The 15,126-nt window shown below is 47.9% G+C and carries 13 protein-coding genes; 11 read left to right on the plus strand and 2 right to left on the minus strand.

Features of this window, described 5'->3' with window-relative positions; translation table 11 throughout:
• The first annotated feature begins 29 nt into the window (after positions 1-29).
• From C9I98_RS03005 to nagA, 8 genes are all read left to right on the plus strand, one after another.
• Positions 30-1,061: an ion channel gene (locus C9I98_RS03005; protein WP_036828376.1), complete on the plus strand. Its 1,032-nt coding sequence runs from the start codon at positions 30-32 to the stop codon at positions 1,059-1,061.
• A 38-nt stretch (positions 1,062-1,099) separates the two neighbouring features.
• Positions 1,100-1,735, plus strand: a complete 636-nt coding sequence (locus tag C9I98_RS03010; protein ID WP_107271570.1) for a YjfK family protein — start codon at positions 1,100-1,102, stop codon at positions 1,733-1,735.
• A gap of 45 nt (positions 1,736-1,780) precedes the next feature.
• A complete protein-coding gene (locus tag C9I98_RS03015; RefSeq protein WP_107271555.1) occupies positions 1,781-2,197 on the plus strand; it encodes a DUF350 domain-containing protein in 417 nt (138 codons plus the stop codon).
• Between the two features lie 11 nt (positions 2,198-2,208).
• On the plus strand, positions 2,209-2,826 hold the full coding sequence (locus C9I98_RS03020) for a DUF1190 family protein (protein ID WP_107271556.1): 618 nt from the start codon (positions 2,209-2,211) through the stop codon (positions 2,824-2,826).
• Between the two features lie 263 nt (positions 2,827-3,089).
• Complete coding sequence (locus C9I98_RS03025) at positions 3,090-4,640, plus strand: PRD domain-containing protein (RefSeq protein WP_107271557.1); 1,551 nt, start codon at positions 3,090-3,092, stop codon at positions 4,638-4,640.
• Positions 4,641-4,742: 102 nt separating this feature from the next.
• Complete coding sequence (locus tag C9I98_RS03030; protein WP_036819634.1) at positions 4,743-6,302, plus strand: PTS transporter subunit EIIC; 1,560 nt, start codon at positions 4,743-4,745, stop codon at positions 6,300-6,302.
• A 2-nt stretch (positions 6,303-6,304) separates the two neighbouring features.
• The gene (locus C9I98_RS03035) at positions 6,305-7,651 is read left to right on the plus strand and encodes a class-II fumarase/aspartase family protein (protein WP_036819631.1); all 1,347 of its coding nucleotides are present in this window, start codon (positions 6,305-6,307) and stop codon (positions 7,649-7,651) included.
• Entirely contained in the window at positions 7,651-8,850 is a 1,200-nt protein-coding gene (nagA, locus tag C9I98_RS03040; protein WP_036819628.1) for an N-acetylglucosamine-6-phosphate deacetylase, read from the plus strand. The genes C9I98_RS03035 and nagA overlap by 1 nt, the downstream gene beginning before the upstream one ends.
• 67 nt (positions 8,851-8,917) lie before the next feature.
• Here nagA and C9I98_RS03045 read toward each other — a convergent pair whose 3' ends face one another.
• Positions 8,918-10,294 carry a cytochrome-c peroxidase gene (locus C9I98_RS03045; RefSeq protein ID WP_036819625.1) on the minus strand — a complete coding sequence of 459 codons (1,377 nt, stop codon included), beginning with the start codon at positions 10,292-10,294 and terminating at the stop codon, positions 8,918-8,920.
• Between the two features lie 427 nt (positions 10,295-10,721).
• The gene (locus C9I98_RS03050) at positions 10,722-12,083 is read right to left on the minus strand and encodes an endonuclease/exonuclease/phosphatase family protein (protein ID WP_036819620.1); all 1,362 of its coding nucleotides are present in this window, start codon (positions 12,081-12,083) and stop codon (positions 10,722-10,724) included.
• Between the two features lie 547 nt (positions 12,084-12,630).
• Here C9I98_RS03050 and C9I98_RS03055 point away from each other — a divergent pair.
• The 3 genes from C9I98_RS03055 to C9I98_RS03065 all read left to right on the plus strand — a co-directional run bounded on the left by C9I98_RS03055 (position 12,631) and on the right by C9I98_RS03065 (position 15,112).
• Positions 12,631-12,783, plus strand: a complete 153-nt coding sequence (locus C9I98_RS03055) for a hypothetical protein (RefSeq protein WP_107271558.1) — start codon at positions 12,631-12,633, stop codon at positions 12,781-12,783.
• Positions 12,784-12,962: 179 nt separating this feature from the next.
• Positions 12,963-13,265 (plus strand): hypothetical protein, encoded by a 303-nt coding sequence (locus C9I98_RS03060; RefSeq protein WP_036820946.1) that lies wholly within the window; start codon positions 12,963-12,965, stop codon positions 13,263-13,265.
• A gap of 254 nt (positions 13,266-13,519) precedes the next feature.
• Positions 13,520-15,112 (plus strand): PTS transporter subunit EIIC, encoded by a 1,593-nt coding sequence (locus C9I98_RS03065; protein ID WP_036820943.1) that lies wholly within the window; start codon positions 13,520-13,522, stop codon positions 15,110-15,112.
• Positions 15,113-15,126 lie beyond the last annotated feature (14 nt).

The raw sequence follows: 15,126 nt of genomic DNA on the forward strand, positions 1-15,126 counted from the left end.
GCTAATGTTTTAAATTCAAGGAGGTAACAATGTCACTGTGGCTGATGTTTCGTCGCTGGGCAGCAACCCAATTCAATGCACTTACGGGCAAGAACCTCCTTATGCTTACCCTTGGCTATGCGGTGGTCAGCTTCATCCTACTGCTGATTGTCGGTGAAAGCGCACTCATCCACTCCCCCACGGATTTTATCTACTACCTCATCGTCACCGCCTCGACTGTCGGCTATGGCGATATGTCACCCACTACAGTCGCTGGAAAATGGATCGTCATGCTCTTTGTGATCCCCGGCGGGTTGGGGTTATTTGCCCTTGGTGTTGGACGGGTCGCTAGCTTGTTTATCGATTATTGGAAGCGCGGCCTGCTGGGAAAAAGGAAAATCACTGTGAACAACCATATATTAGTGTTGGGCTGGAATGAGCAGCGCACCCTTCACCTAATAAAAATGCTGCAACACGAAGAAGCGGGCCACCGGCCAATCGTACTTTGCGTGCGCCCGGAAATAGAAAACCCGCTCCCCGGTGAAATCGAATTCGTCCGAGTCGCCAGTTTTACCGATAGCGAGGGCATGACCCGCGCAGGCATCGAATCGGCCAGCTGTATCGTGATTGATAACAGCGAGGATGATATTACGCTCTCGGCGGCCCTTTATTGCGCCAGCCGCAACCCCGACGCCCACCTGCTCGCCTACTTCAATGATGAGTCGCTAAGCAAGCTACTTAAACGCCATTGCCCCAACGCAGAATGCATTCCGTCCGTTGCGGTGGAAATGCTGGCCAAGGCAGCGGTCGACCCCGGCTCAAGCGAATTGCACCATGAACTGCTGAGTACCCACAAGGGCATGACCCAATACTCGGTGGTTTATCCCGCCGATGCGCAGCCAACCACCATCTCCCCCTTGTTCAGCGCCTTCAAGCAGCATTACGAGGCCATCCTCATTGCGATTGATAACGGCAACGGGGTTGAGCTTAACCCGACGCTTGAGCACCCCGTTACTGCCGGTGCCAAACTGTTCTATATCGCCGACGAACGGGTAAATGATTTCAATTGGCAGCAACACTAACCCAGCAGGCCGATGCCAATATCAAGACAGGAGCCATTATGTTTGATTGGTTTAAGCGAAAAACGACAACGGAGCCGACCACTCCGCCAAGCCCTGAGATCTTGGGGCTCAGGCTTGGTGGCGCGTTCGAGCTCGACGATCTCAAGCTGCGCCTTATCGAGCCAGACTTGATCATCGAGGGGGCAGCCAGAACCCAGCTAATAAAAGCGGTGGGCGAGGTTAAGCTTGATGAGCAAACCCGCCTATTGCGCTACTACACCGACGATGACGGCTTTATCCAAGTACTGCTGCATGGCGAATCCGAAGCGGATATCAGCGAAGTGAAGCTGTACTACTTCTACGAAACCAAGCCCATCGACAGCCAAGACCAATGGCAGCAATTGCTGGATAACACCTTGGTCCAAGACAACTGGCAACTTGAAGGCCACGACTTTGCCAAGGCTTGGGATAACACTCGCCCTGTGGCGATGACCGAAAAGACTTGGCACGAGAATGGCAAAGTCAGCGAAACCGATCAGTTCGTCATGATTTACGAACGTGAAGCTGCAGACAACCAGTTCGAGTTTTTGCTTGTGGCGGGAGAAGAAAAGATCCGCCATCAGCAAGCCGAGCGGTGCGTGGCCATCAGCACCGGCTTTGACCTGTCACCAACCGACTTCAAGCTTATCGGTTAGCTCGAATTATTTTGTTTTCAATTACCTAGATAAAACGGAACTCGCATGGACGTATTTAGCAATTCATTGGCGGGCCTTGGGGCCTTCATCCTCTACTTTTCGCTATCACTGGCTTTTCTGCTGCTGTTTAAATTTGTGTATGTGCGCTTCACCCCGCACGACGAATGGAAGCTAGTCAAAGAAGAACAAAACGTGGCCGCCTCCATTGGCCTGTCGGGATCCATCATTGGTTACTGCCTTGCCATTGCGGGGGCCGCCAGTAACTCCGTCAATATTATCGATTTCATGATCTGGGGCGTCGTAGCCCTCATCGCCCAGCTCATCGCCTTTGCCATCTTGCGCTTTGGCTTCATGCCAAAGATTGTCGAGCGCATTGAAGCCGGGGAAATCCCAGCAGGTATCGTCATGGCAGCAACAGCCATATCTGTTGGCTTGCTCAATGCCGCCTGTATGACTTACTAGGGGGAAACAAGATGAAGCGCAGTAAGCAAGTGGTACTCGCCAGTATGCGTAAAAACTGGCGCCCCCTAACCTACACCCCAATCACGGCGGCATTTGCCTCTATCGCCCTCAGCGGATGTAGCGACAATGACCAAGATGCCGTTATCTACCAGTCGCTGGATGACTGCCTTGATGACAACCCCAGTTATAGCGAAGAGTGCCGCAGTGCTTACCAGTTTGCCCTGCAGGAATCTTCTCGAACCGCCCCCAAGTACAACAGCGAATATGACTGTGAGGCCGAGTTTGGTGACAATGCCTGTATCCAACCTCGCGGCCAAAACTGGTTCATGCCTGCCATGGCCGGTTTCATGTTTGCCCGAATGCTCAATAACAATAACTACTATTCACAACCGATGTACTACTCAAGGTACCCTGGGAGTATTTTCTATGACCGCTGGACCACTGCCGACGGCCGCGACTACGGCAACCGGTATAAGAAAGCCAAGGTAAGGGTAAACCGTGATTCAATGAAACCTAAGCCCACGGTAAGCCGCACCATTTCACGGGGCGGGTTCGGCTCGACTGTTTCCGCCAAATCCAGCTGGGGCAGCAGCCGTTCATCAAGCGGTAGCAAGGGCTGGGGCGGTTAATGATCATTTATCCATTGAGAAGTGATCCGAACTGTCACCCACTACGTTAGACACTATGACAAGTTCGTATCTCGTCAATTTGTTCTAAAACACATTTGCCTACCATACGGTGGGCATTTTTTTTCGTCTCTCACATTTCCTTCACCCCACCGACAGGGCCCACCTTATCTTTTAATAAAACTGTCAATTTGTGACCATTGAAAATTTATTCACTGTTAGTTTGTTTTATTCTGCACTAGCCCACGCAGTATGACGATGTAAGCATGAACCAGTTTGAACTCGCACTAGCAAAATACATTCAAGAATTCGCCCCTATTCCTGTTGTTGATATCGAGCAACATTTTAATAAGTCCAAGTCCACGATTTCTAGAAGCATAAATAAGATCAACAACCTAATTGAAAATAAAGATTTTATTCACTTCGATAAGCAAATAATTAACACAAATTTTTCTTATTTTGGCTATACCCGTTTACTCAATAAGCTTACGCTTACCCAGTACCATACCAATAGCAATGAGAGGATCCGCGCCCTACTCGTCGAAATGACCTTGAACGACGTGGTAAACCGGAAGCAATTTTACTACCGCTTTGGAACCAGTGATACCACCCAGAAAAATGACCGCCAGCAGTTCAATGCCACCTTGGCCCAGCTTGGCTTGGGTTACGAAGTAGTCGCCCGCATAGGCAGCCGCTTGACAGGCAGCGAGCGCCACATCAGGGTGCAAGCAACCAAAGCATTGCTCAATACACTTGAGCTAGACAAGGACAACCAACTGACCGAGCATATATCCAATACCCCGGTTAATCGATTAATGGCCAGTCAGTTCCTTGAGTATTGCCAGCAGCATCTTGCGCCTGCTGTCACGCTATTTAACAAAATAGAGAACCACTACCATTTAAAGCTTTCTTATAATTCAAAAAAATTCATTCTTATTTACTTTGCTATTTCTTTAAGGCGAATAAGTATCAACCACCTTAATGTATCCCACCTTGAGGTGATTGATTTTTCGGCTCAAGAGCTCTCAATACTTGAGAATAAAAATGAAAATAGATTAGCCAACCAAATTATTTCATCGCTGACATTTCATGCGGGTAAATATAATTGCTATGATCTGATGCTTACCCCACTTGTGGAGCAATTCACCCACCAGCTTAAGCAAAACATTCGTACTCAAATACACAACGAACAGGATTTTTATGCCGATGTTTATAGCGTAATCACCCGCTGCCTCTATCAAGCCACTTTAGATATCACGTTCCCCGATAAGAAATTGCTAAACGTCGCCAACAAGCATGCCTATGTTTACGGATTGGTAAAAACACATATCACCCAGGTTGAAAAAACAGCAGGGATCCGCCTTGATGATAATCACCTCGCCACCATTACCATGGTGATCAAAAAGTATGTTGTCCAAAATAAAGCCGTCACCCGCGAACGCGCCCGTATCTACCTCATCAGCAACTCATCGGAAAGTAAACTTGGCTATTTCATCGAAAAGTTAAAGACCCGATTCCACGTCGAAGTAAAAGGCATTGTTAACAGCAATGAGATCATCCATATCCCCGACGACGAGTATGACTTGCTCATCACCTTTACCAACAAGATTTCGCGCTACCTGTCTTTCCATGGCAAAACCTCGGTAAAACTCGGCTACCAACTTAAAGAAAGCGACTTTCGCCAGTTACAAGCACTGGGGCTATCCCGCTCGGCACGTAAGATCCCAGCCGATGAATTCGTCAACCAAATTCAAGGGCTCACCCCACACGAAATTCGCCACCTGTTAAAAAGCCATTTCCCAGAACACTTTATCTAGGGTCACTTTTTGCAACGATTTAAGCCGATTTTCTTGCCTTGATGACCCATAACAAAATTTTATCATTAGTCGCGTTCAACCAATAAGAATAGGTATCCTACAATGCGCTCTAACTTCAAAAATGAAGTCCAAACATTCGGGCGCTCCCTGCTGCTACCGATAGCCGTTTTGGCCCCTGTCGGTATGATCATGGGAGTCTCAAGTGCTCTTGGACAATCCTACATGATTGAAAAATTTCCCATGTTGGGGAATGAGTTTTTTACCATCCTGTTCCAATCACTACGTGAAATCGCCAGTGTTGTCTTTGCCAATATCCCACTACTATTCGCAATGGGTGTCGCCTATGGCATGTCGAAAAAAGAAAAGGGGATTGCCGTCTTTGCTTCGGTGATCGCTTATTTGACGCTGCTCATTTCCATGAAGGTCAGCCTTCAGCTCACTGGTACATTGAACACCGAAACCCCGAGCCTAGTCGGTCAAGGTGTGGTGCTAGGGGTTCACACATTGAAGATCGAAGCCCTTGGCGGGATCATCGCCGGCCTTGTCGCCGCGCTCACCACTGACCGCTTCTATCGTTTGCAGTTACCATTAGCCTTTGCCTTCTTCAGTGGCAAAAAGTCGGTTGCTATTATCTCCATCGCCCTGATGATCCCGATCGGCTTAGGCATCCCGTTCGTATGGAACCTATTCACTACGGCAATGATCAGCTTATCAAGCGTATTCATGGCGGAGGGTTTTGGCTCGGGCTTATATTGGACTCTAAACCGGCTGCTTATCCCATTCGGCCTACACCACGTATTTAGTTCCGCGATGCGTTTCACCGAAGCGGGCGGTATCTATGTTATTGATGGCGTAACCTATACCGGTATTTTGCCAGCGATGAACCAAATCCTGTTCGAGCTAGGCCCAGATCATCCGGCGTGGGAACAATACATGCCAACCCTATCGTCATACCTTGCCCCAGGGCAAATGCTAACAACGCTGTTCCGTATTCCTGCTATCGGCCTTGCAATGTACCACACCGCATTTGCCAAAAATAAAACCATTGCCAAAGGCTTAATCCTGACTGTGGTGCTAACCGCATTCTTGGGTAACGTTACCGAACCGCTCGAGTTCTCATTCTTGTTCATTGCACCCAAGTTGTTCGCTGTCTACGCCCTACTTTGTGGCCTATTGACCATACCGATGTATTACCTAGATATTTCAATGGGCTACATCCGAGGCACTATCTTCGACTTCGGCATCTTTGGCTTGATGTACGAAAACACCCAATGGCTAAACCTAGTACTGCTTGGCTTGGTGAACTTCGTGGTGTTCTACTTCGTGTTCCGCTACGCCATTGTACGCTTCAACATTGCCACGCCAGGACGTGAGAAAGACGTGGGTGATAACACCCTACTCATTAACAAGGAATACGACAAAATCGCAGATATCGTTGTTGAAGCACTGGGTGGTAAAAACAACATCAAGCGTGTTGAAAACTGCGTCACTCGACTGCGTATAGACGTTAAAGATCAAAAGATTATCGATGTAAAACGATTCAAGGAAGCCGGTTCATCAGGCACCTTTATACCTTCCAGTAACCATGTCCATGTTGTTTTCGGTCCTCATGTCGAGTTTGTCCGTAACGCCGTTGACGATAACCTGACAGCCGGAGCTTAACCATGCGCGCTTTATATGATTCCAAGAGCCTGACGATTAACCACGAAGGGATGAAAGATCTCTTCAGCAACGAGGCTCGAATCCAATCTTGGCTCGACCTCGAATCGGCGCTTGCCCAAGCTCAAGCAGAATTTGGCATGATCCCAGCCTCTGCAGCTGCCAACATCAGTGAAAACAGCCACCTCGACCGAATCGATCTGGTGAGAATGAATGAAATCTACCAGAAAATCGGCCATGGCTTTGTACCGCTGATCAAGGTGCTAGTGGAAGCTTGCGATGAAGAGAGTGGCAAATATGTACACTATGGTGTGACAACCCAGAACATCCAACAAAGTGCTCACCTCTTAGTGGTAAAGCGCTTCCACGACAAGCTGATGGATTTTGTCCAGCGCACTATCGAAAACCTTGGCCGTTTGGCAGCCGAGCACAAAGATACCGTGATGCCGGGCAGAACCCATGGTAAACATGCCTTGCCAATCACCTATGGCTATAAGGTGTCGGTGTGGATCAACGAACTGCTTGCCGCCAAAGAGCGTATGCAAGAAGCGGAAAAACGCGTATTTACCGTGATGATGGGCGGCGCTGTTGGTGCCTTCCATGCCACCGGTGAAACGGGACGCAAAATCCAAGATCGCATTGCCGAGCAACTGGGCATGCACTCAATGCCTATCCCGTCGCGCAATACCCGTATTTTCCGCGCCGAATACATTACCAACCTATGCTTGCTGGCGTCGACTTACCATAAAATCGCCGAAGAGGTTTACCAAACGTCCAGCGAGGAGTTTGCCGAAGTATCGGAAGCCTTTGCCAAAGGAACGGTTGGCAGCAGCACCATGCCACAGAAGGTCAACCCTAAGCTAGCCAAAGGGATCATTGCCAACGCCCAAAAGCTATATTCAGTACAAACAGCAAGCATGTACGTTGCACCTCGCCCATTCGAGGCCGACAGCTCAGCTTACTTCATCTACGATGCCAGCTTACAAGAGAGTATCGAACTGATGGCTGAGATTGTCCTTCGCGCCGAAGAGCTGACCCGTACCATCGTCATCAACCCTGACAAAATGTTCCGCAATGTGATGATCACCAAGGGACTGATCAACAGTGAAAAAATCATGATGAAATTGGTCGATAGGCTGGGGAAAGATCCGGCACACGAGTTGGTTTACGAGCTGGCGATGGAAAGCACCCACCAGGGTATCGATTACAACGAAGTGCTGGCAAATAACCCGGTCATCACTGACAACTTTAGCCCGCAGGAAATCACTGATATGCTCGACCCGCGTCAATATACCGGTTTATGCTCGGTGATTGCAGAAGAGTTTGCCCAGCGCGCATTGGGGGGCCAGTAATGTCTCAGCTCGTATTAAAATCCGACCGCATTATTACCCCACAAGGGGAAGTCTCAGGCTTTGTTGAGATCCGCGATGGTAAAATCCATGCCATTACCGAAAGCTACCTAGGCGATTACCTGGACTACACTGGCAAAACCTTGATGCCAGGATTTATCGATATCCATATCCATGGCTGGGGGCGCGGTTCATACGCCTACAAGGGAAACATCGAGTCATTACGCTACATGTCCGAAGATTTGCCAAAAGTTGGTGTTACCGCTTACCTACCAACAACAAGCACCATGCCAAACGACTTCTTGGAATCTTCGCTGCTGGCAGCCAAGGAACACATAGGGGAATACCGACCAGATATGGGTGCAGAGCCTATCGGTATCCATATGGAAGGCCCGTACATCAACAAAGCGTATTTGGGCCTGCAGCGTGAGGACAGCATCCAACAACCCAGCATCGAAGGATTCGACCACTTCAACCAGCTGGCTGGCAACCAAGTGAAGTTAATGACACTGGCCCCCGAAATCGAGGGCAGCCTACCGTTAATCAGCCACCTGAGAGACAAGGGGATCACGGCTTCAGCGGGCCATACCGCAGCAACGTTTGATGAAATTACGGCAGCCATTGAAGCAGGCTTGCAGCATTTCACTCATGCTTACAGCGGTATGCGCGGATTCCACCACCGCGAACTCGGGGTGGTTGGCGCTCTGATGTATTACCAGGACACCTTTGCCGAAGTGGCCAAGCAAACCGGCATCACCGTCAAACCCGAAGCGTTCGACATCTTGTACCGCTTGAAAACCGACAACCGCATGGTAATGATGAGCGATTGCATGGGCTACGCCGACTTCCCGGACGGTTACGAGTTCTACCATTATCTGCGCAAAGAAACCTTTATCGTCGAGGGGGGTAAACTCCACCTGAAGCATGATGACGGCAGCGTGAAAACAGTCGACCCATGCTGCTACCAGGAAGTCGCGGGGCTTGAAATGAACTACCTTGAGTCAGTGCGAGCCGTTGTCGACCGCCTCGATCATGGGCTTTGCTCTGTCGCTAAAATTGCCTGTGAAAACCCGGCAATCCTAGCTGGGGCTTCAGATCGCAAAGGCAAACTGGCAACAGGGATGGATGCCGATATTCTGGTTTTAGATGATGAACTCAACCTGGTTGACGTCTATTGCCACGGAGTTAAACAACCCTTGTAACGTCCTAGTACAAACCCGCAAGATACCCCTATCTTGCGGGTTTTCTGTACCGAGAGGCTAACCCGGCCTAGGGGGTTTGATCGCCCTGCGGTGCATCATTATCCCCTGTTTCTTTAGCCCGCTCTTCAAACGGCGATTCGAAAATCGGGTTCGCCAAGAACGCCTCGTCGGTCAGGGTTTTCATAAACGCCACCAGCGCCGCTTTCTCTTCTTCGTTGAGCCCCATCCGGATAGCTGGCCCGCCGGGTTGTCCGTTTGAGGTTAAATCGGGGCTCAAGCTTGGATGCCGTTTGATGCCGCTGTTATAGAATTCAACAACATCTTCCAATGTTGCCAGGCTACCGTCGTGCATATACGGTGCCCCCACTTCGATGTTACGTAATGACGGTGATTTAAAGAAGCCGTTACCCGCCCCCTGATCGGCGGCATTGCGATCAATAAGCCCGTTCACATGGGCCTGATCCATGCTGTGCGCTGTGGTGGTATGACAGGCCACACAACCCAAGGAATCACGCTCAGGGCCCGGAAAGCCTGAGAACAATTTAAGTCCCAGCATCTCCTGCTCAGTAAACACCGACTCGAAGTCAGGCTCATTCCAATCAGCATCGAACGCTTGATCGTATTTGGATTCATAGCTCACCATGGTGCGAATAAATTGCGCCATCGCAAGGGCTATCCGCTCGCTGGTAATCGCATCATCACCGAAGACTTGCTCGAACAAGGGGCCATAGAAGCTGGTTTCAGCCATTTTGACTTCTAGATCAAACAAGTTCATTCCCATCTCGACAGGATCCTGAATCGGCATCAATACCTGGTCTTCTAACGTATCCGCCCTTTCATCCCAAAAGAACTTGCCGTTTCGATAGTAGGTTGCGTTAGATAGGCTCATCGAGTGGCGACCAGTTTTTCCCCCATCAAAGCCATCACTGAACACTTTAGGGTCGGTGAAACCGTGCTTTTGAATATGGCAATCGGCACAAGCTACAGTGTTGTTTGCCGACAGTCGAACATCATAGAAAATAACTCGGCCTAGGTTCGCCCCTTCGTTGGTCACCGGGTTTCCAAAAGGCGTGTTATCTTGCCCATCAACACTGCCAAATGGCGCAGAGAGGCGAGTGTAATAATTTGGCCTTGCCGCCAGATACGCTTCATAGTCATGGGTGACTGATAAATCAGGCATCGGCAAGCCATCAATATCCAATTTAGGTTCTGGTTCGGGCTCCGGTTCAGGCTCGGGCGTTGGCTCAGGTGCAGGTGGATTACCATCACCATCAGGCGCTTCTGGCTCTGGTGATGCTTCAGGTTCGTTTGTCGACTCTGCCACTTGCTCACCATCACCAGAGGCGGCAGCAACAGAACTAATTTCGTCGTCGCTAGAATCGTCACGACAAGCGGTAACGGACGCCAAAATGACGACCGCCAATAAATAGCGAGAAGTATTCATTCAAACACTCCATACCTAGCCAAAATAGGTATCTTTAGGGGTTATAATTTATGGCAGTAAGTTAAATTATTATTTTTCCTGCCTATTTCTATCTTCACCAGCGTACATAGGCCAATACCTAGCAACTTCACACTGGTTGCACTACCAAACCTAATACTGCTACGGCGCAATTCATCCCCAATGAAAAAAGGCGTATTTAGGTTGATAGTAAAAAACTAGCAATGAAATTAAGGTCTTGTTTCTGACTACTGAGATATGATGGAGCTAGACCACCAAAAGCAATAACCCAAATCAAAGCGGTGAGTAGGGCGTGTAGGAAGAACTTGGGCCAGCAAACTGCCAATAATCGCTAAACCTGTCCGCTCTGACTAAAACAAAAGCCAGTCACGAAGACTGGCTTTGTAGCAGTTTAAGTTTGTGTAATAGATTAAAGCTGAGCTTCAATCCATACCATACGGTGATCGGATGAAATTGATTTCCCATCACCAAAACCAACATCTTGATCGTTAAATAGCTTGCGCCCTTCTTCATATGAAGCAGACCAATAAACACCAGTTGCTTTTACGTCAAGTGTTGCCGAAGGCATCGCATAGTCGACCCCCAAACCAAATGTTGATGTAATACGGTTTGGATAAGGATGCTCAATCGATTCATCTACAGCATGCTCAGCAGCACCATAGCTAACAGGGTACAGAGCACCATTCGCTACACTTTGGTTTACCAATGGGTCACTATGAAGTGCTTCCATTACATCTGTAATACCATCCCCTGACCAACGTTCAAGGTTAAGATCGCCCATAATGACAAACTTAGCCTCTTCCCCTAAACCGCCAGAAGTCCCATTATCATCATAAATCGAGTCTGAGCCGTTAATGTAGTGCTGCCAAAACTCAACTTCAGCCGCATTCATTTGCATGTTCTTACCTGGGTCGAAAACTGGAGGGGTTGGGTGAGACATCAATAAGTGTACGGTTTCTTCCCCGCTCTCAGTTGGAACAATAATTGGTGCATCCACATGGTTTTTAGATGACAATCGGACAACTTCCCACTCTTCATCAGAGTACCACTCATCGCCGCACTGCATACCATCAGGGATAGCTTCTGAGCCATCACAGATAGTAATCGTCGGGTTCTTGGCGCCTTCTAAGTCCTTCCACTTAAACTCTTGGAAAGTACGAGTATTAGCTGTATCGATTTCATACTGAGACATCAAGGCAAAAGCATATTGCCCATGGTAATTTCCAAACCCCCATGAGTCACCAGGTGCAGTACCATCTGAACCGTCATTATCTAAATCATATCCTGATACAAGCCCGGTATTGGTCGCATATGACTCAAGAAATGGATACTCAATTGGTTCAAGATTTGGTTCACCACCAGCACCATCTATACTTTGCGGCACAGAAAGGTAGTTAATTTGGAAACCTTGAAGTGCAGTTAAATCCTCACCAACACCATCATTATTAAATTCAGCCATCATCAACACATGTGGACGATTTTTCTGAACGATAGCGGCGACATTACGAATTTGAATAATATGCTCTGCTAGCACTTTATCTTGTTCATCAATAGAATTGTCCAAGTATGCAATAACCAGTTCACTTTGTTTTTCAGGTGAAACCTGCATCTCATCCGCGAGTTCTTCAAATGTCGCCCGGTCAAAAGATAAATTGAATGTTGCTAATTTCACTCTTTCTGTTGGCTCAACATATTTGATGGTTTCATCATTACAACCTGTAATTAATGCAGTCCCAACTAGCAATGCTAGTGAAGATTTCAATAACTTCATTTCAAACCTTTCTCAATTTACGGTTATTAATTTCAAGTTTCACCCTATTATAAACAGTAGAAATAAAGTGCTCCTGAATTAGCAATATTGAATAATCGAAAGCAGCAGCCCTTCCACAAAGTCCAGACTTAAAAAGAACAATATGGCTAAACTAATTCAAATTACAAGGTTCCTGTCCATCGATAAATTTTTGTGATGATACACAACATAATCATGAAAACCATACAAAAATATAGAGATCACTCGAGACTTATATCACAAATATAAAAATATTCATGCTACTTGATAAATCACTTTATATTTTTTATAAATATATAAAACATAAGTTATATTGATTTAGCTCAGGCTTTAAACCTTCATAAAAAGCCTCTAAAACTAAATATAAGTTACATTAACAACGTATAACGCATAACAAACTAGAGTAGTGATTGATTAATTAACTTCATCACCACCATAAAATACCCGATTAGTTGATATCGTTACCCTCTGCTTAAATACCGCCCTAAATGTTTGTCATTGTCCGTTGTTTGTATTTAAGGTAATAAAAATGTTCTCAATTGATGATCGCGTAGTCGCAACCAAAGGTGTGGATATAGGCGAGATGGTAGTCACAGGGCTAAGCAGCGATGGTTTCTACGTCCATGTTAAAGCCGGTGATATCACTTTGACTTACCCTGCGCAGGACTTACAAAAAGCCTAATCCTTGCAGGTTCGATAGCCGAAATAGTTGATACTATTTGGCTATCTTCCTGTCATGCTAATCGTGACGACAACCTTCCATTCAAAACAGCGATAACCTCACTGGCACAATATGATAAGTTCCCTGCTCTTAATTGCTATATCCTTCGCGCTCTATTTAACCAAGCAATAAGGCGCTTCGTGATTATCCAATATACCTCAGTTTCGACCATAGCTGGCTTGATCTTGTTTGCCAATTTGAATACCGAGCACTTGAATACCAAGCAACAACAGCCCGAGACCATCTCAACCTATACCCTGTGCTACGACGTTGGCTTCCAAACCACTGAAGAACTTTATGACACCTACAGCGGCGGATTTGAGGCCATATCCCAAACCCTCACCCAGCGGCAGCTGAGTCGTAGTGAATTAATCGAGTGCACCAAAGTTACCCACCACGCGGTGCGCGACAGGCAGAGCATAACTACCGAGCGCGAGGCATAACCTCCTTGCGCCTACCCTACATCTAGGCTCGCTTTTAAAATCAATGACTATCAGGTTGTATAGTCTGGTATAGACAACCCCGCTAAGTCATAAAACCATAACCATTTGATTAAAAACAATTTGTTCAGTTCTATCGTGATCAAACTCATAAAACAAATTAAGTTGTATAGACAACTATACAATCAAGATTGTTTAATAGCCTTACTATTAGAAAAGAGCACTATTACAACAAACAACGGTAGAAGGAACATCTCATGAAACAGCTTGGAGCCAAGCTTCAAGATCTCGGGAAAGCACTGATGATGCCGATCTCTGTGATCGCCGCCGCCGGTATCTTTCTGGGACTCGCTGCAGCAATGCAGAACCCTGCCATCATGGGCCAGAGCTTTGTCCAGATGGAAGCCCTACAGCTATTCATTGGCTTTATCCGTAAAGTAGCAGGCTCGCTGTTTGCTAACCTGCCACTATTTTTCGCTGTCGCAGCGGCTATCGGCCTCGCCAAGGAAGAAAAACCAACAGCGGCATTTGCAGCGGTTATTGGCTTTATCGCCATGCATGTCGGGGTTAACTACAGCCTGCTTGCCCAAGGGTTGACACCTGCCACCACCTCGGTTGAATACCTGGTATCACAAGGTATGAGCCAAACCGAGGCCATGATGTACTCGGCCGAGTTTGGCAACACGCTAGGGATTTTTTCCTACCACATGAGCGTGCTGGGTGGTGTTATCGCGGGTCTCATTACTGTTGCCCTACACAACCGCTATTACACCATCGTACTGCCGACCGCGATCAACTTCTTTGGTGGCCGCCGTTTTGTACCAATCATTACCGTTATCGTACTACCGCTTGTGGGTGTCGGCCTATCGCTAATCTGGCCAACTATCGGTGCCGCCATCGTCAAAATCGGTGAGTTTATCGGCCACTCAGGCAGCTTCGGTACATTCCTATATGCCTTTGCTGAGCGACTACTGATCCCAACTGGTTTGCACCACATCTTGAATGAAACCGTTCGCTTTACGCCAATTGGTGGGATCACAACAGTCGATGGCGAAAGCATTGTTGGCGCACTGACTATTTTCAACACCGCGCTGGCCAACCCAGGCTTGATAGCCGACGAAATTGTCCGTGAAGCCACCCGCTTCCTGGCCCAAGGTAAGATCCCAGTCATGATGTTTGGCCTGCCGGGTGCGGCACTGGCGATGTATCACTGCGCCAAGCCTGAACATAAAAACCGTGTAAAGGCGCTGGTTATCGCCGGTGCACTGGCCTCGTTTACCACAGGTATTACCGAGCCACTGGAATTTAGCTTCATCTTTGTATCGCCAATCTTGTTTTTCTTCCATGCGGTAATGACAGGCTTGTCGTTCGCGATGGCACACATCTTCGGTGTGATGATAGGTAACGTTCAGGGCGGTGTGATTGATCTATTGGTGTTCGGCATCCTAGGTGGGAGCCAAACGGCTTGGTGGTACACGGTAATTATTGGCGCGGCCTACTTCCCGCTTTATTACTTCGCCTTCCGCTTTGTGATCACCCGTATGAATGTGAAAACGCCGGGTCGCGAAGAAGAATCCCAGAACAATGATGAGGCAGCTGCCATGCCAGCTTCCGAGAAAACCGCAAAAATCATCGAAGGCCTCGGGGGTAGCGACAACATCCAAATCGTCGACTGCTGCTTCACCCGCCTTCGCGTCAAAGTGGCTGACATGAGTGCCATCCACAAAGACGCACTACTTGCTTCAGGTGCCAGCGGCATCAAGCAAGCCAGTGATGTCGATATCCAGGTTATTTACGGCCCGCAGGTCGAAAAGATTGCCAATGACGTTAAGCGCGCCCTTACCGCTTAATCCAAACAACGAAT

It is taken from the genome of Photobacterium sanctipauli, from assembly GCF_003026495.1.
In the GTDB taxonomy this organism is placed as follows: domain Bacteria; phylum Pseudomonadota; class Gammaproteobacteria; order Enterobacterales; family Vibrionaceae; genus Photobacterium; species Photobacterium sanctipauli.

Bases quoted from the DNA above. Each gene is read 5' to 3' on its own strand.
- C9I98_RS03045 (WP_036819625.1), bottom strand. From the start codon at position 10,294: ATGAATACTTCTCGCTATTTATTGGCGGTCGTCATTTTGGCGTCCGTT.
- C9I98_RS03025 (WP_107271557.1), top strand. From the start codon at position 3,090: ATGAACCAGTTTGAACTCGCACTAGCAAAATACATTCAAGAATTCGCC.
- C9I98_RS03035 (WP_036819631.1), top strand. From the start codon at position 6,305: ATGCGCGCTTTATATGATTCCAAGAGCCTGACGATTAACCACGAAGGG.
- C9I98_RS03065 (WP_036820943.1), top strand. From the start codon at position 13,520: ATGAAACAGCTTGGAGCCAAGCTTCAAGATCTCGGGAAAGCACTGATG.
- C9I98_RS03015 (WP_107271555.1), top strand. From the start codon at position 1,781: ATGGACGTATTTAGCAATTCATTGGCGGGCCTTGGGGCCTTCATCCTC.
- nagA (WP_036819628.1), top strand. From the start codon at position 7,651: ATGTCTCAGCTCGTATTAAAATCCGACCGCATTATTACCCCACAAGGG.
- C9I98_RS03010 (WP_107271570.1), top strand. From the start codon at position 1,100: ATGTTTGATTGGTTTAAGCGAAAAACGACAACGGAGCCGACCACTCCG.
- C9I98_RS03005 (WP_036828376.1), top strand. From the start codon at position 30: ATGTCACTGTGGCTGATGTTTCGTCGCTGGGCAGCAACCCAATTCAAT.
- C9I98_RS03050 (WP_036819620.1), bottom strand. From the start codon at position 12,083: ATGAAGTTATTGAAATCTTCACTAGCATTGCTAGTTGGGACTGCATTA.
- C9I98_RS03055 (WP_107271558.1), top strand. From the start codon at position 12,631: ATGTTCTCAATTGATGATCGCGTAGTCGCAACCAAAGGTGTGGATATA.
- C9I98_RS03030 (WP_036819634.1), top strand. From the start codon at position 4,743: ATGCGCTCTAACTTCAAAAATGAAGTCCAAACATTCGGGCGCTCCCTG.
- C9I98_RS03020 (WP_107271556.1), top strand. From the start codon at position 2,209: ATGAAGCGCAGTAAGCAAGTGGTACTCGCCAGTATGCGTAAAAACTGG.